Origin of the sequence: Bacillus sp. N13C7 (genome assembly GCF_026790065.1) — a bacterium.
Lineage (GTDB): Bacteria > Bacillota > Bacilli > Bacillales > Bacillaceae > Bacillus.
Window position 1 is genome coordinate 678,301 of record NZ_JALAMO010000007.1, and the last position, 19,879, is coordinate 698,179.

Genomic DNA, 19,879 nt, shown 5'->3' on the forward strand with positions numbered 1-19,879 from the left:
AACAGTGTTAGAGTACGGATTTAAAGATGACAGCCTGTCATTACATACAGACCTTTATCAAATCAATATGGCAGAAACTTACTGGAGAGACGGCATTCATGAAAAGAAAGCGATTTTTGAGCTTTTTTTCAGAAAGCTTCCATTTGAAAATGGCTATGCGGTATTTGCGGGCTTAGAAAAAGCCATCGAGTATCTGGAAAATTTCAAGTTTACGGAGAGCGATCTGACTTATTTACAGGATGAACTCGGGTATCAAGAAGACTTTATTGAATATTTGCGCGGTTTATCGTTTACAGGTTCACTTTACTCCATGAAAGAAGGAGAGCTCGTTTTTAACAATGAGCCGATTATGAGGGTGGAAGCCCCCCTAGTAGAAGCGCAGCTGATTGAAACGGCTTTGCTCAACATTGTGAACTACCAAACATTAATCGCTACAAAGGCGGCCCGGATTAAAGGCGTCATCGGCGATGAAGTTGCGCTTGAATTTGGAACAAGACGGGCGCATGAAATGGATGCGGCCATGTGGGGAGCGAGAGCAGCATTAATCGGCGGCTTCAGCGCAACAAGCAATGTAAGAGCTGGAAAGCGCTTTAATATCCCGGTATCCGGCACACATGCGCATGCACTTGTGCAGGCTTACCGCGATGAATATACAGCTTTCAAAAAATACGCAGAAACGCATAAGGATTGCGTCTTCTTAGTCGACACGTATGACACGCTTCGTTCAGGCATGCCGAATGCGATTCGGGTTGCCAAGGAATTCGGAGACCGTATCAACTTCATCGGCATCCGCCTGGACAGCGGGGATTTGGCCTATCTGTCTAAAAAAGCCCGGAAAATGCTCGATGAAGCAGGGTTTACAGACGCGAAAGTCATTGCTTCAAGCGATTTGGATGAGCATACCATTATGAATTTAAAGGCCCAGGGAGCGCGCATTGATGTCTGGGGTGTCGGCACAAAGCTGATTACAGCCTATGACCAGCCGGCTCTCGGCGCGGTTTATAAGCTCGTTGCCATTGAAGAAAACGGGAAAATGGTCGATACAATCAAAATTTCATCCAATCCTGAAAAAGTAACGACGCCGGGCAGAAAGAAAGTATACCGCATTATCAATCAGTCCAATCATCATTCTGAAGGCGACTATATTGCGCTTTATGATGAGCAGGTGAATGATCAGAAGCGGCTCAGAATGTTCCACCCGGTTCATACATTCATCAGCAAATTTGTTACGAATTTTTATGCGAAGGATCTTCATGAGCTGATTTTTGAAAAGGGTATTCTTTGCTACCAAAACCCTGAGATCTCAGACATACAGCAGTATGTACAGGATAATCTCAGCCAGCTGTGGGAGGAATATAAGCGAATCAGCAAGCCGGAGGAATATCCGGTTGATCTAAGCGAGGACTGCTGGAGCAATAAAATGCAGCGGATCCACGAAGTGAAAAGCAGAATTGAAGAAGAGCTTGAGGAAGAATAAAGAAAAACTGGCCTTTCGTTCGCGCAGAGGCCAGTTTTCTTTATGGTTATATTATTTTTCATGTTTAGACAATTTTCGTCAAATTATTTGATATACTTAGGGGTGAATGCCGCGCGTATTGTAAGGGGGATAAACCAATGAGGGTGTTTGTTGCAAGACAGCCTATTTTTAATAGAAAAGAACAGGTTGTTGCTTATGAACTGCTGTATAGAGAGAGCGAAGAGAATGTGTATAGCGCTAAAGACGGCGACCAGGCAACAACAGATTTGGTGATCAACAGCTTTTTAAACATCGGAATTGAGAAGCTGACGGAAGGGAAACGCTGTTTTGTGAATTTCACGGAAAGCCTGATGTTTTCGAATCTTCCTACCTCCTTCAATCCGAAACAGCTTGTCATTGAAATCCTTGAAGATATACCGATCACGCCGGCCCTCATCTCAAGATGCAAAGAGCTGAAAAAAATGGGGTATATGCTGGCGCTCGATGATTTTTATGCAATAAACCCGCAAAATGAAGACTTACTGGAAAAGCTCATGAGCTATATTGATATATTGAAAATTGATTTCCTCAAAACAACACGAATGGAACGCAGAAAAATTTTGCAAACCTACGGCTGCAGCGGCTTGATTTTTTTAGCGGAAAAAGTAGAGACCAGAAAAGAATATAAACAGGCTGCCCAAGACGGCTTTCATCTATTCCAGGGCTACTTTTTCAGCGAACCGCGCATCATCAGCGGGCATGACCTGTCGACTCATTTCTATTCTTACTATGAACTGCTGAACGAATTGAGCAAAGAGCAGCCCAACATAAAACGTGTGACAGAGTACATAGAACGGGATTTATCATTGTCCTATCAAATCTTAAAATTTTTAAACTCATCCCACAGCCGGCTGAGCCAGAAAATTGAAAGCATTCAACAGGCCATCATGCTGCTTGGATTTAATGAAATCAAACGATGGATCTACATTCTTTCCTTTAAGGATTTAAGCAGAAAAGGGAATTCCAGCAAGCACGAAATCATTAAGATTTCTCTGATGAGAGCAAAGCTTTGTGAACTGCTGGCGAGAAAAACTGCCCGGCCGCAGCCTGCCTCTTATATGCTGATTGGCATGTTTTCACTCATTGACACCCTGCTGCATAGAGAGATAGAGGAGATTATTCAAGAATTGCCTTTAATAGATGAAGTCGGGCAAGCGTTATTAGGCCATCAAAACGACTACTATCAAATGCTTGAGCTTGTGAAATTAATTGAAAGCAACAACTGGGACACTTGCACAGAATTAGGCAAAGAACTGGACAAAGAAGAAGCGTACGAATGTTATCTTGAGGCTCTGGAATGGTGTCATAAGCTTATGGACGCAAAATAATTGCGGTCTTCAGACCACCGCAAAGCAAGAATGATTCGGCTTTGCGTTCCGATAAGGCTGATGTAGATGCCGTCGGGATTAAAGACCGCATCCACTTCATGCCGGACGCCCATTTGTTTGACCAGGCGCTTTACAGATGGTTTATCTGACTGCTCGGCTGCGGTCAGGATGCGGCGCGAGAGCTCCCGCGAGCCCGCAATGCGGCTGAGAACGAGCTGCGCATCGGTGAAGAGCCCTGCTGCCTCCCGTGCTGAGCGGATAAAGGTATCTGTATTGACTGCGGGAGCAGGAGGGCGGCGTATCTCATACGGATAGGCGTAAAACCAAGGATAACGATATCTCATGGGAGCACCTCACACAAAAGGATGTTTCTATATATATAGATCTCAAATAGCCGAATATGACAAAGCGAAAAGGCCACAACTTTAGCGTTGCGGTCTTTTTCGGTGTTTGTCGGTCAGGATACGCCAAGAATCGCATATTCAATTTTGAAAATACGGGACGAAGGACTATAGTCTTGCTAAGTAAAAATGCGAAACACCATAAAATCAAGGGAATTAAGAATCTTTCTCAATTTCAGCCGAAATAAACGCTCCCTTTCATAGAAATATAGTCCCGTTCTTGGTGTGATCCCTTTGAGTATAAGGACCTATTGAGATTTGCGGTGTCACGCAGGATCTTTTTGCATACTTTTCGGTGAAAAATAAGCCGAAAGAAGATACACTATTAGTAACAGATCAAATACCTAGGACTCGTTCACCATACACAATTCATTGATCTTTCAAAAAAAGGAGTGTGGAAACGATGGAAAAGAAACTTGAAGAAGTAAAACAATTATTATTCCGACTCGAACTTGATATTAAAGAAACGACAGATTCATTACGAAACATTAACAAAAGCATTGATCAGCTCGATAAATACAATTATGCAATGAAAATTTCGTGAAAAAGACTTGGAAACAAGTCTTTTTTTTCGTTCTTCCCGTACAATAAATGGATAAAGTATTATATGATTGTTAAAAAACGAAAAACCTGCTGTCCTTTAAATGTCCCATTTAGTAAAATGGAAGGGGAGGGGGAAGTCGTTATTGAGCAGATATGTTTAGATTCTGTCCGAATCAAGGAGAAAATGAAGGAGATTGTAGTTGAAAATATTTTAAATGAAGACTTAAAAACAAAACTTATATCTTTTATTGAAGAAAAAAAACAATTTTCATTTGCAGAATTAGCGTATCACCATTACATAGCTTTTGACGGAAAAGATGTTACAGCAATTGAGTTGTTGGCTTCTGGTATAGAACTTTTAATTTTATCTGCTGACATTTTTGACGATATTGAGGATAAGGACAATCTTCAGGCTTCTTGGATGAAAATAGATCCTTCGATAGTGATTAACGCAGCCACTGTACTTTATACATTAAGTTTGCAAGTGATAAGTTTAGTTTCTGACAATCCGCAACATTTAAGTCTGACTTTACAATATTCACTCCAATCTTTACAAGGGCAACATGCAGATTTAAATGTAACAGTCTCTTCAGAATCAGAGTATATTGAAATGATTAAACTTAAGTCAGGTTCTCTTGTAACATTGCCTAGTGTTCTTGGTGTATATTTGGCAACTGGAGAATTTAATGAAACAGTTGAGGAGTATTCACGTTATTTGGGTATAGTCGAACAAATTGCGAATGATCACCATGGGCTATATTATCCTGACAATAATGACATAAAAACTAGACACAATCTTGCCTTCTACTATCTAAAAAATAAATATAACCAATCATCGATTGACTTATTAAATTTTTATGCGCAAGAAAATAATCAGATAAATAATATGGATGAATTGAAAAAGAAGTTACAAGAATCAGGTGTAATCCAATATTTAAATGTTATTAAAAATATAGCACTGGAAAATTTTAAAGAATCATTCAAAAAACTGAGATTAGATGAACAAAGAAAGAATCAACTACTTGATCAATTATTAAGGGGGAATATAAATTGAAACATATCGATAAAATCATCAGCCATCTAGTAAACAATCCGGAAGCTTTTGATCAATTTAAGAATGGGAATTTAACCTTGCTAAATATAAATGAAAAAGAAAAGAAAGCAATATTATATGCGTTTGAAGAAGGAGAGGCACCGAGAACAAGCAATTGGCCTCCTATAGAAACTATCAGTAGTTTTTTTGAGGACGATAAAAGAAAAAGTTTTATTTAATTATGGGATGATGAGATGCACAGAAATAATAACTTCTATAAATACTTGTCTCTAGCTTTTATCATTTTAAGTTTTGTTTATGTTATCTACCTCTCTTATATTTCTGTTTTTAATATCTTTGTAGGTGCGGATGTGAAGATTAATGAACAGGGTAAGTTAGAGGTTACCAAAGTTGTGGATTATACAGATGAATATTATTCAGGTGTAAAAAAAGGTGACATTATTCTTGAAGTTAATGGGCAAAAAGGAAACGAAATCCAATTAGAGAGCGGAAGATTGGTTAACGTAGAAAGTTTAACAGTTGAGAGAGATAATAAATCATTTCATTTACAAAATGTAAGTCTAATAAGTGAAGAAAATTTATTTATGTATCTCATTCCACTCATATCTTATTCAATCTGTTTATTTTGTATATTTTTTGTTTACAGAATAAATAAAGTAAGAAAATCACCTTCTGCTTTTGTTTTAATCTTATTTTTGTTATTTGTATCAGTAGCATATGTAAGTGCCTGCGGGGCAAGAAGAGGTGAAGAGGTCAGCACTTACCTGCTTGTCCTTACTTTAGTAAGTTGTCCAATTTTATATATACATTTCATATATAAATACTTTGCGGAATTGGGCACTAAGTTATTCAAAAAGAAGATTTTAATTATTATGTATATACTTCCACTTGTAAACCTGTTACTAGAAGCTGTTTTGAGTAATAGATTAAATTCTTCGGCTTTTTTGTCTAACTTGAACTTGATTTCCTTTTTTATCCTTGTCCTTACTGTATCTATTCTTATCCATCAAGGGATTAAAAAAATCAAACAAAATGAGCAAAAGTCAATTTTAAAAATTCTTGCTTATATAAATATCCTGGCTTTTAGTCCCTTTATTATCTTTTTTGTTATTCCTTATGTGTTGTTTGATAAGTATCTTTCACCCTTTAGTTTGGCAGCTTTTACACTTGTTATACCTTTTTCTTTAGTGTATCAATTTATGACAAATAGACTTTATAATATTGACTTTGTTGTAGGACGGCTTAAGTACTATGGATTTTTAGCCATTACACCGACTGTTATTGTGGTCACCATATTTAATTACATTCAAAAACCAGAAGATAACTTTTACTCCGTTAAACTAACAGTTGTAATATATTTGCTTATGTTTGCTGTCTTTTACTTTAAAGAAATCATTGATTTTCGTTTCAAGTTGAAAAGATTCACAGAGAAATTTAATTATCAAGATGGAATTTTTAAATTTACTCAGTTGATTAAGCAAGCATCATCGGTAGATCAAGTACTTAATCACTTTAAAAATACAATCCTAGAAGTATTAAACATAGATAATGCTTGCGTGTATGATAATTCTAAAGGGGAAATCACCCTCCTTAGTAAGAACAACAGTAAAGATCTGACTTATAAAAGTCATGAGCAATATGTGAAAAAATTTTCTGGTGATATCGGTAAAATTAAAGAGTTTAAACAAGGTTTTATTATTAAAATAGGTGAACGGGGAGACAGATCATTTTTAGTACTCTGTTTCTCAAGTTATAATACTTTTAAATTAACAAGAGATGAAATTGCATGGCTTCAAACGTTAGCGTTTTATACAAATGTCTCATTGGAAAACGTCATGAAAATCGAAGAATTGATGGTGCATCTTGAGGATTTAAAACAACAAGAATCCAACCCCGTATGGCTCAAAAAACTCATGTACACGATCGAAGAAAAACAACGTTCCGACCTCGCTCGCGATCTCCACGATTCCGTTCTTCAGGATCTGATCTCCTTAAAACGCCAGTGTGAGCTGTTTTTGGCTGATTTTAAGAAGGACGATAATCCGTGCCGGGAAGAGGTGCAGGACAAGCTTGTACAGATGAATGAGCAGATGTCTGATGTGATTTCGATGACGAGGGAGACGTGTCATGAGCTGCGGCCGCAGCTTCTGTATGATCTGGGATTGGTGAAGGCGCTGTCGAAGCTGGTGGCGCAGCAGCAGGAGCGGGTTCCGTTTCATATCCGTTTAAATACCGGCAGATTTACGGCGTCGCTTGATTTGGATTCGCAGCTGAATTTGTACCGGATTATCCAAGAGTTTCTGTCTAATGCGGTCAAGCACTCTCAGGCGACGGATGTGCTGATTATGCTGATCAGCATTCAAAACAAAATCGTTCTTCATTATGAGGACGATGGCGTAGGGTTTGATCAAGAAAAAACTAGTGAGCATTCCATGAGCATGGGGCTTTCTGGCATTAAGGAGAGAGTCAGGGCTTTAGATGGGCGCCTTCGGATTGAAACAAGTGAAGGGAAGGGCTTTAAGGCTGATATTGAAATCGAATTGTAATGGTTTTATAACGTAAACGACTTGGCACAGGCCAAGTCTTTTTTATAAAATGGAAAAGAGTGAGTAAAAGGGAGGAAAACATGAAAAAGATACTAGTGATTGATGACCATCCGGCTGTCATGGAAGGCACCAAGACAATTTTGGAAACGGATTCGAATTTGTCTGTTGATTGTCTCAGTCCTGAACCGAGCGAACAGTTTATCAAGCAGCATGATTTCTCGTCATATGATCTCATTTTAATGGATTTGAATTTAGGCGGCGAAGTCAATGGGATGGAGCTTTCTAAACAGATTTTACAAGAGAATCCTCATTGCAAAATTATCGTGTATACCGGTTATGAGGTCGAGGATTATTTCGAGGAAGCGATTCGCGCGGGTCTGCACGGTGCCATCAGCAAAACGGAATCTAAAGAAAAGATCACCCAATACATATACCACGTACTCAACGGAGAAATTTTAGTCGATTTTGCTTATTTTAAACAGCTGATGACTCAGCAAAAAACAAAGCCGGCTCCTTCCTCTCAAAAAGAACAAGATGTGCTCACACCTAGGGAATGCCTGATTCTTCAAGAAGTTGAAAAGGGATTTACAAACCAAGAAATCGCAGATGCGCTTCATTTGAGCAAGCGGTCCATTGAATACAGCCTGACATCGATTTTCAATAAGCTGAATGTCGGTTCCCGGACGGAAGCGGTTTTGATTGCAAAATCAGACGGTGTACTTTAAATAAAGGGAGTTGTATATGATGGATATGAAACACACATTGCTTGAAGCGCTTGGAATTGAGATTGTTGAAAGCACAGCGGAACGATGCGTTGCGGTCATGCCGGTGGATCATCGGACAGTGCAGCCGTTCGGATATTTGCATGGGGGCGCTTCAGTTGCTCTGGCGGAGACCGCAGCGAGTGCAGGTGCGCTAAATCTGATTGATCACACAACACAAGCTTGTGTCGGTTTGGAGATTAACGCCAATCATTTGAAATCCGTAAAGGAAGGAACGGTAAAGGCAGTAGCAGAGCCTGTCCATAAAGGCAGAACGACCATTGTCTATCAAATTCACATTTATGACGAGCAAGAGAGGCTGATCTGTATATCCAGATGTACGCTGGCTGTCATCAAAAAATAAAAAAACAGCCGGAACTCTGCCTGTCCGGCTGCTTATTTTTATAAGTAAGAATCCTCTTTTCGTTTAATTACAAAGTTTCTGATCCCGTTATAGTCATCCTGTACACTTCTTTCATCAAGCTTGACGCCGGAGTTGTACGCAGCACGGCAGATCAAGTGTCCCCCGACAGGCGACGTAATAAAGATAAAGAAAATCCCGAGCAGGATTTTAGCTGATATTTCCCCGGTTATAAACCACAAAAAGAAGAAGACACCGAGCAGAACCATATTAACGCCTAACGTAGACCCTTTAGAAGCAGCGTGTGAGCGTGTATACATATCAGGAAGACGCAGCGTCCCAAATGAAGCGGCCAGGCAAACAAGAGAGCCGAGCAAAATGAATACTGCCACGATGATTTTAGCGATCTCGATCATTTTCGATAATCTCTCCTTTCTCCAGAAACTTGGAAAATGCGATTGTTCCGATAAACGATAAGATCCCCAGCAGCAAAATTATATCCAGAAACGCACTTGTTTTCAGCAAAATGGAGACAAGCGCCGTGATCGCGATCAGATTGATGCCGATTGCATCCAGAGCCACAACCCGGTCAGGCACAGTCGGCCCTTTGATAACACGAATGACATACAAAAGGGTAGACACTGCCATAATGCCGAGCGCGATTTGCAAGATCAGCGTAAACATCAGCGGCTCACCTCCTGTATGGCTTTCTCAAATGACTCTCGAATATCAAAAATGGCTTTTTCTGCATCCTCAATATCCATCGCGTGAATATAAAGAATCGTCCTGTCATCGGAGATATCCATCACCAGGGTTCCCGGCGTTAATGTAATGAGCAGTGACAGCAGGGTGATTTCCCAATCCTTCGTGAGCTCTGTTTTAAAAGCAAAAATGCCCGGTCTGATATTCAGTTTCGGCGATAGGACTGTTTTCATCACACTGACATTGGCAAGGTACAGTTCCTTTAGAAAAATCAAAAAGAGTTTGATGATAGAACACATTTTCCATAGATAAAACCGGCGGGTAAAAAAGCGCCGGAAGAAAAAGAGAGAGAGCATTCCCAGCATATAGCCTGTGATAAATCCTGCGGCGCTTGGATCATTGCTCAAAAACATCCAGCAAAATGCGAGAAACACATTTAATAACATTTGAAAAGCCATGCGATCTACTCCTTCAAAACAGCTTCAATATATTTTTCCGGATTCAGCAGCGTCTCAGCCGCTTGATCAACGTAAGGTGACACCCATTCCGTACCCAAACCGAAGAGGAGAGACAGTAAGAGAAAAATCGCTGCCGGATAAAGAAGGCCTTTAGCTGTTCTTTGATTTGGTTTTGGTGTTTCTTTTTCTTCGCCCCAAAACGCTTGTATAAAGATTCTCAGCACAGAGTATAGTACGAGCAGACTTGAAAGCAGAATCAGCATGGATATCGTAAATTCACCTTCCGCGAAGCCGCCCTCCGCAATCTTAAATTTGCCGACAAATCCGCTGAGAGGCGGGATGCCCGCGAGTGAAATAGCTGAAATGAAAAACATCCATCCAAGAACAGGATAGCGTTTGATCAGTCCGCCCATTTTATGCAGGCTCGCAGTTCCAGTCAACGCGATCAGCGTGCCCGCCAGCATAAATAAAGCGCCTTTAATCAGCATATCGTGAATCAGGTAGTAAATCGCACCTTGAATGGATGCCGGGGTATGAACTGCCACACCGAACAAAATCACGCCGACAGCGGTGATAATGTTGTAGATCACAATTTTCATGACATCCGAATAAGCGAGTGAACCGATAACACCGAAAATCACAGTCAGCGCCGCCAGCCAAATCATCAGCTGGTGGGTAAAGGCTGTATCATGAATAAAAATCAATGTGAACACTCTGGTGATCGCATATAAACCGACTTTGGTCAGCAATGCGCCGAACAATGCCGAGATTGCCGCCGGAGGCGCGTAATACGAGCCTGGAAGCCAGAAGTAGAGGGGGAAGATTCCGCCCTTCATACCAAATACAATCAGCAGCAGGACACCGATGACAGTAATCAGCCCAGTTTGTCCTGATTCGCTGATTTTGGCGCTTAAGTCCGCCATGTTCAACGTACCGGTTACAGCGTATAAAAAGCCGACACCGATGACAAACATAGCCGACGACACGATATTAAACACAATATATTTAATGGACTCCCGCAGCTGAATTTTTGTGCCGCCTAATACAATCAGCATATAGGAAGCAATAAGCAGAAGTTCAAAAAATACGTACATATTAAATAAATCGCCTGTTAAAAACGCTCCGCTGACGCCGGCAAGCAAGAACTGCACGCCAGAGTAATAAAAGGAACGCTCGCGTTTTTCACCGACGGAACGGAAGGAATAAAGCCCAACCAATAAACCGATGACCGCTGTTGTAAGAACGAGCAGGCTGGCGAATTGGTCTGCGACGAGCACAATGCCGTACGGCGCTTTCCAGCCGCCCAGACTGAGTGTCTGGATACCTTTTGTAAAGACAGTCTGTACGAGTATGCCGCTGATCACAATCCCGATTGCCGATGCCGCAGTGCTGAAGATTCGCATGAGCATCAGATTTTTCGTCATGAAAATCAGCAGAATGGCCGACAGGAGCGGGATCAGGATTGGCAAAATAACGAAATTATTCATGTTGATCATTTCCCCTCATTTGATCCATATCGTCCGATTTCAATTCCTGATAAGCCCGAAAGGCCATGACGAGGATGAATGATGTTACGCCAAATGAAATGACAATTGCCGTCAAGATCAGGGCTTGCGGAAGCGGATCGACAAATGATTTGGCATGCTCGCTCAAAATTGGAGCGGCGCCTTTCTTTAATCCTCCCATAGTTAAAAGCATTAAATGAACGCCATGGCTTAACAAAGCTGTTCCAATAATGACGCGAAGCAGGCTTTTAGACAGCAGTAAATACGTCGCAGCCATAAAAATAATACCGGCTAAAACAGCCATTAAGATTTCCATTATTCTTCCTCTCCAATCGTTTGAATAATGGTCATGGTAATGCCTACGACAACAAGATAAACGCCTAAATCAAAAATAGTCGCCGTGGCAAGCTCCGTTTTCCCAAGGATCGGCAGCTGAAAATAGCCGAATGTATGGGTTAAAAAAGCAGCCCCGAAGACAAAGGAGCCAACGCCGGTTAATACAGCGAGAAGAAGTCCGGCTCCCGCGACATATATGAAATTAACCGGCAGAATCGAACGCACGGTTTTTAAATCATATGCCAGCAGCAATAGAACGATGGAAGAGGATGTAATCAGCCCGCCGACAAAGCCTCCTCCAGGCGCGTTATGCCCTGATAAAAATAAATAGAAAGAGAAAAGCAAAATGATAAAGGATACAAGCTTTGTCACGGTTTGAAGAATTAAGTCATTTGTTTTTTGTTCATTCACCGCTTTTCCCCTCCTCTTTTACTTTTGTTTTAATCATGCTGTAAATGCCAAGAGCGGCAATCGTCAGCACAGTTATTTCAAACATCGTATCAAAGCCCCTGAAATCAACGAGGATGACATTGACGACATTATCTCCACCGCCGAGATCGTGGCTGTGTTTTGTGAAGAAGGCTGCAATGCTGTCTTTTGTGCGCTGGCTTGAAGATGCAATGCCGAGCAGAGTGACGATCAAACCGACGCCTAAAGAAATGATAAAATTCGTCATCCGGAACGTTCTCGTTTTCTTTTTCAGCCGCAGTTTCGGCAAATGGTAGAAACAAAGCAGAAACAGTGCGACAGAAATGGTTTCAATGACGAGCTGGGTCAATGCCAGGTCCGGGGCTCTGAAAATCACAAAAAACAATGCGAGCGTATAACCGACAACACCGAGTGAAATAATCGCTGTCAGTCTTGATCTTGCAAAAACAGTCGCCGCTGTGCCGCTGATCATGACAAGCGTCAGAATGATTTCGTATACACCGATTTTAGCCATGCCTTCCGTCGTAAAGGAAAATCCGCCTTTGATGACAAAAGCTCCGCCCATCAGAATGATGAAACCAGCGAAGATATACAGCAAATAATCCCTTAAAAACCCGGTCATATATTGTTTAGTGACTCGGTAAGAGCCTTTTTCCATCAGAGTGACAAGCTTGTCGTATAACCGATTGAGCGTGAGCTTTGAAGGAAACAGCCTATAGATTCCCTTCCACTTATTCATCGTCAAATATCCGATCGTGCCGATAATAATAATCCCTGCAGTCATCAGCACTTCCGTTGTAAAACCGTGCCACTGCGAAATGTGAACATGGAATTTCTCATGGCTGTCCAGGAGTGTCGGATAGATGGAGTTCATGGCAGGCTCTATCAAGCTGTAGGACAGGATATTCGGGAAAAAGAAGAGACTGACAGCGAACGCGACCAGAATGACAGGTGACACGAGCATGCCAACTGGCGCTTCGTGAGCCTGTTTTTCAAGCTGCTCAGGCTGGTAATTTCCTCTGAATGTTTTAAACAGCAATTTCATGCTGTAGATAAACGTAAATACACTTCCGATCCAGGCGAGAACAGGGAACAGAACACCCCATGTCTGCACGTTGAACAAATCGAAATGTGTCACGCGAAGCATGCTCGTGAAAAACATTTCCTTACTCAAAAATCCGTTAAATGGCGGAAGTCCGGCCATTGAAAATGTCCCGATTACGGAAATCGTAAACGTAATCGGCATTATCGCCATTAGTCCGCCAAGCTTCCGGATATCCCGTATGCCTGTTTCGTGATCGATAATCCCGACTGCCATAAACAAGCTTCCTTTAAAGGTAGCGTGGTTGATTAAATGGAAAATGGCAGCCATCGCAGCAACCGTATAATATTCTGTATGGCCGTAATGAAGGGCTGCCGCACTGACCCCAAGCATTGAAATGATCATACCGAGCTGGCTGACGGTTGAAAACGCCAAAATCGATTTTAAATCAGTTTGTTTCACCGCATGGAATGAACCCCAAACCATCGTAAAGAGCCCAACGAGGGACACAATCCAAAACCACTGAGCTGAAAAGGCGAAAACAGGACTGAATCTCGCAATCACATAAATCCCGGCTTTTACCATGGTAGCTGAATGGAGATAAGCGCTGACAGGCGTCGGAGCTTCCATCGCATCGGGAAGCCAGATATAAAAAGGGAATTGCGCGGACTTTGTAAATGCCCCTAATAAAATAAGAATCATAGCCGGGATAAACAAGTCGTGGCCGGCAATTAATTGAACCTGATGAATCATTTCTCTAATACTGAAGGAATCCGTTATCAGATAAAGGAGAATAAATCCCCCGAGCATGCACAGCCCGCCGCTGACCGTAATCAAAAGTGATTTGGCGGCGCCGTAGCGTGACTTTTCACGCTGATACCAATAGCCGATCAGCAAAAAGGATGAAAGGCTTGTGAGTTCCCAAAACATATAGAGAACCATGACATTGTCTACAAGAACGACCCCAAGCATGGCGCCCATGAACATCAATAAATAGACATAAAACGGCCCAAGCTGTTCTTTTTCCTTCGATAAATAAAAAATGCTGTAAAGAGTGACCAAAGAGCCGATGCCTGTGATCAGCAAGGCAAATAACAATCCGAGACCGTCTATATAAACAGTAAAGTTAATGCCAAGTGAAGGAATCCACTCTAGTACCGAACGCAGTGTGTCTCCCGACTGTGTCATCCTGATCATGGGGAGAAAGTATATAAACAGCAAGACGGGCAGGATCAGAACAAACCAGCCCGTGTGCACTCTTTTTGCGTACTTAGCCAAGAAGGGAATGATAAAAGCAAATAAAAAAGGCGATAAAATAGCAAAATGTAAGAGCTGCAAAAATAAGACCTCCTTTTTCTCGTTCTCAATTAAGAAATGCGCTATGTATCAAATATACGGTCAAACGACCCAGTCCAAATTATATCGCACTTTTTTGGAAGCCGCCATGCTTCGAACTGCTGCAATAGGTTTTTATGAGTTCTTTTGACCTCAAAATAAGTCTAACAAAAAAGATGTTATTTGTATATTTAAAATCAATCCTGATCAAGCTGAATGTGAGGAGCTGGTCATGTGAAGAGAAAGGTTATGATGTGCTCAGGTTTATTCTGCTCAGTATTCACAGGGGCATTCATTTTGAATCAATATGACGGACGCAGCGGTGCGGCTAGTGATGAGTGGGAGCTGTATTTATTGGAGCACCACCTGTCAACCAGAATGAGTGAAATGGAATCAAAGGATCTGCCGTTCGGTCCACGGGAGTATATTCGAATTGTGAACAGATAAAAAAAGAGTTCCGCATAGAACGGAACTCTTTTTCTCATTATGAAGTGAAAAAACGAAGCAGAACGGTCGCGCAAATGACTGTGCCTGCACCGCCGAGACGGGTGGAAATTTGGGCGAATGGCATAAGGCCCATTCTTCCTGACGCTGATAGAATTGCAACATCACCCGTTCCGCCGAGACCGCTGTGGCAGCAGGTAACAATGGCGGATTCAACCGGGTACATGTTCATCAGCTTGCCTACAAAATAACCAGAAGCAATCATCGCGACAACAACTGAAATACAAATGATGACAAATGGAATAGAGATCACTGATGCCACGTCATCCAATGGAATAAAGAGGATGCCGAGACCGACCATCAGCGGCCATGTAAAGCTTGATGAAATAAACTTATAAAGCTGGTAAGCGCCATCCTCCATTTTTTTTGGAAGAATATTCGCATACTTGACAGCAGCAGCTGAAATAATCATTAAGATCGCGCCCGGGATGAAGATGAATTTCTCCAATAACCCGCCGAAAATAAAGAAGGTACACGCGAGCAGAACGCCGGCTCCCATCAGTTTAAAATCAATTTTTGATTCAGCTTCTTTTTGATTGAAAATTTCATTTGCTTTTTTAGATTTAACGAGTCGTCCGTTTCCGTTTAGATCAGGCCGCTTATCTCCAAGCTTTTTCATTAAAGCGGCACAGATGATAGCAAAAACGTTTCCGATAATAGCAGCAGGGACCAGCTGAGACACGAACACATCAGCAGATGAACCGAGTATTTGTGAATAAGCGATGGAGAGCGGCAAAATTCCTTCGCCTATTCCCCCGGCAATAATCGGAACAACAACAAAGAAAAAGGAATCGTAGGCACTGTAGCCAAAAATAAATCCGACAAGTATGCCGGCCGCAACTGCTGCGATCGTTCCTGCAACAAGCGGGACGAACATCCTGATAAAACCCTGTATTAAAACAGTTCTGTTCATTCCAAGGATACTTCCAACAACCAGGCAAGCGATATAGAAATAAAGGAAGTTAGACGTTTTCATCAAATTGGTTACAGCGTCTAAAGATGCTGGATTCAGCACATTGTAAAAGACTAAAAATGAAGGAACAAACAAAGATAAAATGGCAGGGCCGCCAATATCCTTCAATATCGGTATGCGCTGACCGATGTCTCCTAGAAACACGCCCAGAATCATGATGATGGCAAACCCGCCAAGCATATTTGCGGGCAGCTCATTGTAATAGGCTGCAAGAATAATAATAATAGCTAATACTGTGTATAATGGCAGAGGAATCACACCGATTTCCCAGGACCATATTTTTTGAAACAGGTTTTTCTCCTGTGGGTCTTTTTCCTCAGATGAAATTGTCCCCGTTTTTGGAATTGCTCCCATGTCATACACCCCCATGTATTGTTTGTTACAGTCTACAAGAAAGCGTTAACACTTTATATTTTTTTAATTTAAAAAAGTGATAAACAACTAAATTAAGAGGGTCTTTTGAATTAGAAAAAATCCCTGAGAAGCGGCCTTCCCAGGGAGAATGGTTTATCGTTTTCCTTTGATATAAGGCACGCCATTGGCTTTAGGCGCATCTGCACGCCCGATAAAGCCTGTTAAAGCGAGAATCGTTAATACATAAGGAGCCATCAGCATATACACATTTGGTATGTCTTTAAAAAGAGGGAGCAGTGAGCCGATGATGCTTAAGCTTTGGGCAAATCCGAAAAACAGGGCTGCGCCCAGTGCTCCAATCGGATGCCATTTTCCGAATACAAGCGCTGCCAGGGCGATAAAGCCTTGCCCAGAAATGGTAGAGTGCGTGAAATCAAGCGCAATTGTTGAGGCATATACGCCGCCTCCGAGTCCGCCGAACAGTCCGCTGATCATCACGCCGATATAGCGCATTTTATATACGTTGATTCCCATCGTATCCGCTGCCAAAGGATGCTCCCCGACAGAACGAATACGAAGGCCGAACGGCGTTTTAAACAAGATAAACCAAGAAATAAACGCCAGTGCAATTGCCAAAATAGACGTATAATAGACATCCGAAAAAAAAATCTTTCCCAATACGGGAATGTCGCCTAAGCCGGGAATTTTCGTCTTGTAAAAAGGCTCAGGGATTTTGTCAGTCTGCGCCTTGCCATAGATCAGTTTTACAATAAATAAAGTTGCGCCAAGCGCCAGCATGTTAATGGCCACTCCGCTGACTGTCTGATCTGCGCGAAACGAAATTGCTGCTGCCGCGTGAATCAGTGAGAACAGCGCGCCTGCTGCCATGGCGGCAAGGAGAGAAAGCCAAGGCGCGGCGGCACCCAATACCGGGCCAAGGAATAAATTAAATAACACGCTGGTGAACGCCCCGATTATCATGAGGCCTTCAAGTCCGATATTCACAACACCTGATCTCTCGGAAAACACGCCGCCGAGAGCCGTTAAAATAAGCGGGGCCGCATAGACGAGTGTGGCTGGGACAATGATAGATAAAATCTGCACAAAGTCCACTTAGTTCGCCCCCTTTTTCTTCAATTTGCCCATGACAAAACGAATGGCGTAGCTAGAAGCCACAAACAGAATGATAATGGCAATCACAATATCGACGACCTCTGACGGAACGCCTGATTCAATCGGCATATTTAACGCGCCGATTTTCAGGCCGCCAAGCAGGCATGCCGCCAGCACAACTCCGACAGCTGTGTTCCCCCCGAGAAGAGCGACAGCGATACCGTCAAAGCCTACGCCGGTAAATGCGCCTTTCACTGCTGCGTATTCGAATGTTCCAAGGCCCTCCATGGCACCGGCAAGGCCTGCAAAAGCACCTGAGATGAGCATGGAGGTCATGATATTCTTCCGAACGCTCATGCCGGCATACTGGGAGGCATGCTGATTGAATCCAACTGCACGAAGTTCAAATCCCTTTGTTGTTTTGTGGATGATAAACCACATAACAACTGCTGCGAGTAGGGCGACGATGATCCCCCAATGCAGCCGTGAGTAATCGGTGATCTGTTCTAGAAACGGCGAGCGAAGGGAGGCGGATTCATGAATTTTCTCCGTTTTATCCTGACGATCAGTCAAGACGTTTGAAATGATGTAATTGGTCATATGCAGCGCGATATAATTCATCATAATCGTGACAATGACCTCATGAACGTAGAAGCGCGCCTTCAAAACGCCGGGAATCAAACCCCATAATCCTCCTGCAGCTGCCGCAGTAATCAGAGCGAGCGACATGTGAAGATAAGCCGGCCCGTCAAATGCCGTTCCGGCCCAGACTGCCGCTGTCCAGCCGACGAGCAGTTGGCCCTCGACGCCGATATTAAAGAGTCCGGTTCGGAACGCAAAAGCGACAGCCAACCCGGATAAAATATAAGGCGTAATTTGGCGGATGGTTTCGCCGATATAATAGATTTCTCCGAATATCCCGTTCCATAAAGCCGAATATCCGCTGATTACACTGTATCCGCTCGCAAGCATAATCAGCGCGCCGGCCGCAAGACCGAGTATGATTGCAATGAGCGGCACGAGTAAATGAGAGAGTCGTTTAACCATTTGTGTTCCCCGCTTCCTTTTGCGTGCTACCCGCCATCAAAAGACCGAGCTCCTGCTCAGTGGTGTCCTGCGGATTGACGATGGCGATAATGTGTCCTTCAAAAATAACGGCGATTCTGTCACTTAGATATATAATTTCATCAAGCTCAAATGAGAGGAGAAGAACGGCTTTTCCGGCATCACGCTGCTCAATGAGCTTTTTATGGACAAATTCAATCGCCCCGACATCAAGGCCGCGAGTCGGCTGGGCGGCGATTAATACATCAGGGTTCCGGTCAATTTCCCGCCCGATAATCGCTTTTTGCTGGTTTCCGCCTGACAATGCCCGGGCGTGTGTATATTCATCCGGCGTTCTGACATCGTACTCGCTGATCAGGCTGCGTGCTTTTTTGTACATGTCACTTTTATGTAACACGCCAAATGTTGAATACGGCTTTTTATAATAGCTTTGCAGCACGATATTTTCTCCGATCGGAAAATCGAGGACGAGACCGTGTTTATGGCGATCCTGGGGAATATGCCCGATACCGGATTCGGTGATTTTTCTGGGCGTCAGGCTTTGGATCTGTTTTCCGTTTAAGGTGATTGTTCCTGAATCTGTTTTGCGGAGCCCTGTTATTGCTTCAATCAGTTCCGACTGGCCGTTTCCGTCGACGCCGGCTATACCGACAATTTCTCCGGCTCTGACAGAAAGCGATAAATTCCTGACCGCCTCTACTCCGCGGGTATCCTTTACGGTCATTCCGTCAATCGCAAGCACTTCCGCGCCCAGGTGAGCCGTCTTCTTTTCGGTTTTGAACGAGACCTCTCGGCCGACCATTAGGCTGGCGAGCTCGTCTTGGTTTGTATCACGGACATCAAGTGTTTTGATGCCTTTCCCTTTGCGGATAATGGTCACGCGGTCACAAACCTCCATAATCTCTTTCAGCTTATGGGTGATTAAAATGATTGATTTCCCTTCATTGACCAGATTCCTCATGATTTGCATCAGCTCTTTGATTTCATGAGGGGTCAATACGGCCGTCGGTTCATCAAAAATCAGAATGTCTGCCCCGCGGTAGAGGGTTTTTAATATCTCTGCACGCTGCTGCATGCCGACTGATATGTCAGAGACTTTTGCTTCTGGACGAATCTGAAGGCCGTATCGATCAGAAATGTCCTGCACCTCTTGGACAGCCCGTTTTCGGTCAATTCTGCCAAACTTTGTTGGCTCCTTCCCGAGAATAATATTTTCAGCAACTGTAAAGGTGTCAACAAGCATAAAGTGCTGATGCACCATTCCGATTCCAAGGTCATTTGCTTTGTTGGGGCTGTTGATGTGAACCTTCTCGCCGCGCACCCGAATTTCACCCCGCTCCGGCTGATACAGCCCGAACAGGACATTCATCAACGTTGATTTCCCCGCTCCGTTTTCACCGAGCAGCGCATGTATTTCGCCTTTTTTGACCTGAAGATTGATATTGTCATTGGCGACGATCCCTGGAAACTCCTTTCGGATATTGAGCATTTCAATGACATATTCCATTGATTTGACCGCTCCTTTATTCAAAATAAAAGAAAAACAAGGGATA

General features: G+C 42.9%; 21 protein-coding genes and 1 pseudogene. 9 read left to right on the forward strand and 13 right to left on the reverse strand.

Annotated elements, in window-relative coordinates:
- Nucleotides 1–4: 4 nt before the first annotated feature.
- Together MOB98_RS11560 and pdeH are read left to right on the forward strand one after the other, a co-directional pair.
- Entirely contained in the window at nucleotides 5–1,477 is a 1,473-nt protein-coding gene (locus MOB98_RS11560) for a nicotinate phosphoribosyltransferase (RefSeq protein WP_268357993.1), read from the forward strand.
- Nucleotides 1,478–1,614: 137 nt separating this feature from the next.
- Complete coding sequence (gene pdeH, locus MOB98_RS11565) at nucleotides 1,615–2,844, forward strand: cyclic di-GMP phosphodiesterase (RefSeq protein WP_268357991.1); 1,230 nt, start codon at nucleotides 1,615–1,617, stop codon at nucleotides 2,842–2,844.
- Here pdeH and MOB98_RS11570 read toward each other — a convergent pair.
- Together MOB98_RS11570 and MOB98_RS11575 are read right to left on the reverse strand one after the other, a co-directional pair.
- Nucleotides 2,820–3,188 (reverse strand): hypothetical protein, encoded by a 369-nt coding sequence (locus MOB98_RS11570; RefSeq protein ID WP_268357990.1) that lies wholly within the window; start codon nucleotides 3,186–3,188, stop codon nucleotides 2,820–2,822. The two genes, pdeH and MOB98_RS11570, sit on opposite strands and share 25 nt — an antisense overlap.
- Before the next feature lie 113 nt (nucleotides 3,189–3,301).
- Nucleotides 3,302–3,424, reverse strand: a pseudogene (locus MOB98_RS11575) (hypothetical protein).
- 224 nt (nucleotides 3,425–3,648) lie between these two features.
- Between MOB98_RS11575 and degQ the strand changes: the two are divergent.
- The 6 genes from degQ to MOB98_RS11605 all read left to right on the forward strand — a co-directional run bounded on the left by degQ (nucleotide 3,649) and on the right by MOB98_RS11605 (nucleotide 8,513).
- Nucleotides 3,649–3,789, forward strand: a complete 141-nt coding sequence (degQ, locus tag MOB98_RS11580; RefSeq protein WP_003220708.1) for a degradation enzyme regulation protein DegQ — start codon at nucleotides 3,649–3,651, stop codon at nucleotides 3,787–3,789.
- 183 nt (nucleotides 3,790–3,972) lie between these two features.
- The gene (locus MOB98_RS11585) at nucleotides 3,973–4,842 is read left to right on the forward strand and encodes a polyprenyl synthetase family protein (RefSeq protein WP_419901045.1); all 870 of its coding nucleotides are present in this window, start codon (nucleotides 3,973–3,975) and stop codon (nucleotides 4,840–4,842) included.
- Entirely contained in the window at nucleotides 4,839–5,060 is a 222-nt protein-coding gene (comX, locus tag MOB98_RS11590) for a competence pheromone ComX (protein WP_014114983.1), read from the forward strand. The genes MOB98_RS11585 and comX overlap by 4 nt, the downstream gene beginning before the upstream one ends.
- Nucleotides 5,061–5,075: 15 nt before the next feature.
- Nucleotides 5,076–7,388 carry a histidine kinase gene (locus MOB98_RS11595; protein ID WP_268370866.1) on the forward strand — a complete coding sequence of 771 codons (2,313 nt, stop codon included), beginning with the start codon at nucleotides 5,076–5,078 and terminating at the stop codon, nucleotides 7,386–7,388.
- An 80-nt stretch (nucleotides 7,389–7,468) separates the two neighbouring features.
- On the forward strand, nucleotides 7,469–8,113 hold the full coding sequence (gene comA / locus MOB98_RS11600) for a two-component system response regulator ComA (protein WP_003220716.1): 645 nt from the start codon (nucleotides 7,469–7,471) through the stop codon (nucleotides 8,111–8,113).
- Between the two features lie 19 nt (nucleotides 8,114–8,132).
- Nucleotides 8,133–8,513 (forward strand): hotdog fold thioesterase, encoded by a 381-nt coding sequence (locus tag MOB98_RS11605; protein WP_268359254.1) that lies wholly within the window; start codon nucleotides 8,133–8,135, stop codon nucleotides 8,511–8,513.
- 38 nt (nucleotides 8,514–8,551) lie between these two features.
- On the opposite strand, the gene mnhG is transcribed toward MOB98_RS11605, so the two are convergent.
- The 7 genes from mnhG to MOB98_RS11640 are packed head-to-tail and all read right to left on the reverse strand — an operon-like array spanning nucleotide 8,552 to nucleotide 14,320.
- Nucleotides 8,552–8,926 (reverse strand): monovalent cation/H(+) antiporter subunit G, encoded by a 375-nt coding sequence (gene mnhG / locus MOB98_RS11610; protein ID WP_129507721.1) that lies wholly within the window; start codon nucleotides 8,924–8,926, stop codon nucleotides 8,552–8,554.
- The gene (locus MOB98_RS11615) at nucleotides 8,910–9,194 is read right to left on the reverse strand and encodes a Na(+)/H(+) antiporter subunit F1 (RefSeq protein WP_268359256.1); all 285 of its coding nucleotides are present in this window, start codon (nucleotides 9,192–9,194) and stop codon (nucleotides 8,910–8,912) included. The genes mnhG and MOB98_RS11615 overlap by 17 nt, the downstream gene beginning before the upstream one ends.
- Nucleotides 9,194–9,670 (reverse strand): Na+/H+ antiporter subunit E, encoded by a 477-nt coding sequence (locus MOB98_RS11620; protein WP_268359257.1) that lies wholly within the window; start codon nucleotides 9,668–9,670, stop codon nucleotides 9,194–9,196. Before MOB98_RS11620 ends, MOB98_RS11615 begins: the two co-directional genes overlap by 1 nt.
- Before the next feature lie 5 nt (nucleotides 9,671–9,675).
- Nucleotides 9,676–11,157, reverse strand: a complete 1,482-nt coding sequence (locus MOB98_RS11625; RefSeq protein WP_268359258.1) for a Na+/H+ antiporter subunit D — start codon at nucleotides 11,155–11,157, stop codon at nucleotides 9,676–9,678.
- The gene (locus tag MOB98_RS11630; protein ID WP_003220730.1) at nucleotides 11,150–11,491 is read right to left on the reverse strand and encodes a Na(+)/H(+) antiporter subunit C; all 342 of its coding nucleotides are present in this window, start codon (nucleotides 11,489–11,491) and stop codon (nucleotides 11,150–11,152) included. The genes MOB98_RS11625 and MOB98_RS11630 overlap by 8 nt, the downstream gene beginning before the upstream one ends.
- On the reverse strand, nucleotides 11,491–11,922 hold the full coding sequence (locus MOB98_RS11635) for a Na(+)/H(+) antiporter subunit B (RefSeq protein WP_268359259.1): 432 nt from the start codon (nucleotides 11,920–11,922) through the stop codon (nucleotides 11,491–11,493). The genes MOB98_RS11630 and MOB98_RS11635 overlap by 1 nt, the downstream gene beginning before the upstream one ends.
- Complete coding sequence (locus MOB98_RS11640; RefSeq protein WP_268359262.1) at nucleotides 11,915–14,320, reverse strand: Na+/H+ antiporter subunit A; 2,406 nt, start codon at nucleotides 14,318–14,320, stop codon at nucleotides 11,915–11,917. The genes MOB98_RS11635 and MOB98_RS11640 overlap by 8 nt, the downstream gene beginning before the upstream one ends.
- 231 nt (nucleotides 14,321–14,551) lie before the next feature.
- On the opposite strand from MOB98_RS11640, the gene MOB98_RS11645 reads away from it, so the two are divergent.
- Nucleotides 14,552–14,764, forward strand: coding sequence for a hypothetical protein (locus MOB98_RS11645; protein WP_268359263.1), 213 nt, complete (start codon nucleotides 14,552–14,554; stop codon nucleotides 14,762–14,764).
- Between the two features lie 37 nt (nucleotides 14,765–14,801).
- On the opposite strand, the gene maeN is transcribed toward MOB98_RS11645, so the two are convergent.
- From maeN to MOB98_RS11665, 4 genes are all read right to left on the reverse strand, one after another.
- On the reverse strand, nucleotides 14,802–16,148 hold the full coding sequence (gene maeN / locus MOB98_RS11650; RefSeq protein ID WP_268359265.1) for a sodium/malate symporter MaeN: 1,347 nt from the start codon (nucleotides 16,146–16,148) through the stop codon (nucleotides 14,802–14,804).
- A gap of 153 nt (nucleotides 16,149–16,301) precedes the next feature.
- Nucleotides 16,302–17,261 carry a guanosine ABC transporter permease NupQ gene (gene nupQ, locus MOB98_RS11655; protein WP_268359266.1) on the reverse strand — a complete coding sequence of 320 codons (960 nt, stop codon included), beginning with the start codon at nucleotides 17,259–17,261 and terminating at the stop codon, nucleotides 16,302–16,304.
- A complete protein-coding gene (gene nupP / locus MOB98_RS11660; protein WP_268359268.1) occupies nucleotides 17,262–18,308 on the reverse strand; it encodes a guanosine ABC transporter permease NupP in 1,047 nt (348 codons plus the stop codon).
- Complete coding sequence (locus MOB98_RS11665) at nucleotides 18,301–19,833, reverse strand: ABC transporter ATP-binding protein (RefSeq protein ID WP_268359270.1); 1,533 nt, start codon at nucleotides 19,831–19,833, stop codon at nucleotides 18,301–18,303. Before MOB98_RS11665 ends, nupP begins: the two co-directional genes overlap by 8 nt.
- Nucleotides 19,834–19,879: the final 46 nt, after the last annotated feature.

Excerpts from the sequence above, each read along its gene's own strand:
- MOB98_RS11665 (WP_268359270.1), bottom strand. The coding sequence starts at position 19,833 with ATGGAATATGTCATTGAAATGCTCAATATCCGAAAGGAGTTTCCAGGG.
- nupP (WP_268359268.1), bottom strand. The coding sequence starts at position 18,308 with ATGGTTAAACGACTCTCTCATTTACTCGTGCCGCTCATTGCAATCATA.
- MOB98_RS11570 (WP_268357990.1), bottom strand. The coding sequence starts at position 3,188 with ATGAGATATCGTTATCCTTGGTTTTACGCCTATCCGTATGAGATACGC.
- degQ (WP_003220708.1), top strand. The coding sequence starts at position 3,649 with ATGGAAAAGAAACTTGAAGAAGTAAAACAATTATTATTCCGACTCGAA.
- MOB98_RS11615 (WP_268359256.1), bottom strand. The coding sequence starts at position 9,194 with ATGTTTACGCTGATCTTGCAAATCGCGCTCGGCATTATGGCAGTGTCT.
- MOB98_RS11620 (WP_268359257.1), bottom strand. The coding sequence starts at position 9,670 with ATGGCTTTTCAAATGTTATTAAATGTGTTTCTCGCATTTTGCTGGATG.
- comA (WP_003220716.1), top strand. The coding sequence starts at position 7,469 with ATGAAAAAGATACTAGTGATTGATGACCATCCGGCTGTCATGGAAGGC.
- MOB98_RS11605 (WP_268359254.1), top strand. The coding sequence starts at position 8,133 with ATGGATATGAAACACACATTGCTTGAAGCGCTTGGAATTGAGATTGTT.
- maeN (WP_268359265.1), bottom strand. The coding sequence starts at position 16,148 with ATGGGAGCAATTCCAAAAACGGGGACAATTTCATCTGAGGAAAAAGAC.
- mnhG (WP_129507721.1), bottom strand. The coding sequence starts at position 8,926 with ATGATCGAGATCGCTAAAATCATCGTGGCAGTATTCATTTTGCTCGGC.
- MOB98_RS11595 (WP_268370866.1), top strand. The coding sequence starts at position 5,076 with ATGCACAGAAATAATAACTTCTATAAATACTTGTCTCTAGCTTTTATC.
- MOB98_RS11630 (WP_003220730.1), bottom strand. The coding sequence starts at position 11,491 with ATGGAAATCTTAATGGCTGTTTTAGCCGGTATTATTTTTATGGCTGCG.
- MOB98_RS11625 (WP_268359258.1), bottom strand. The coding sequence starts at position 11,157 with ATGAATAATTTCGTTATTTTGCCAATCCTGATCCCGCTCCTGTCGGCC.
- pdeH (WP_268357991.1), top strand. The coding sequence starts at position 1,615 with ATGAGGGTGTTTGTTGCAAGACAGCCTATTTTTAATAGAAAAGAACAG.
- MOB98_RS11585 (WP_419901045.1), top strand. The coding sequence starts at position 3,973 with ATGAAGGAGATTGTAGTTGAAAATATTTTAAATGAAGACTTAAAAACA.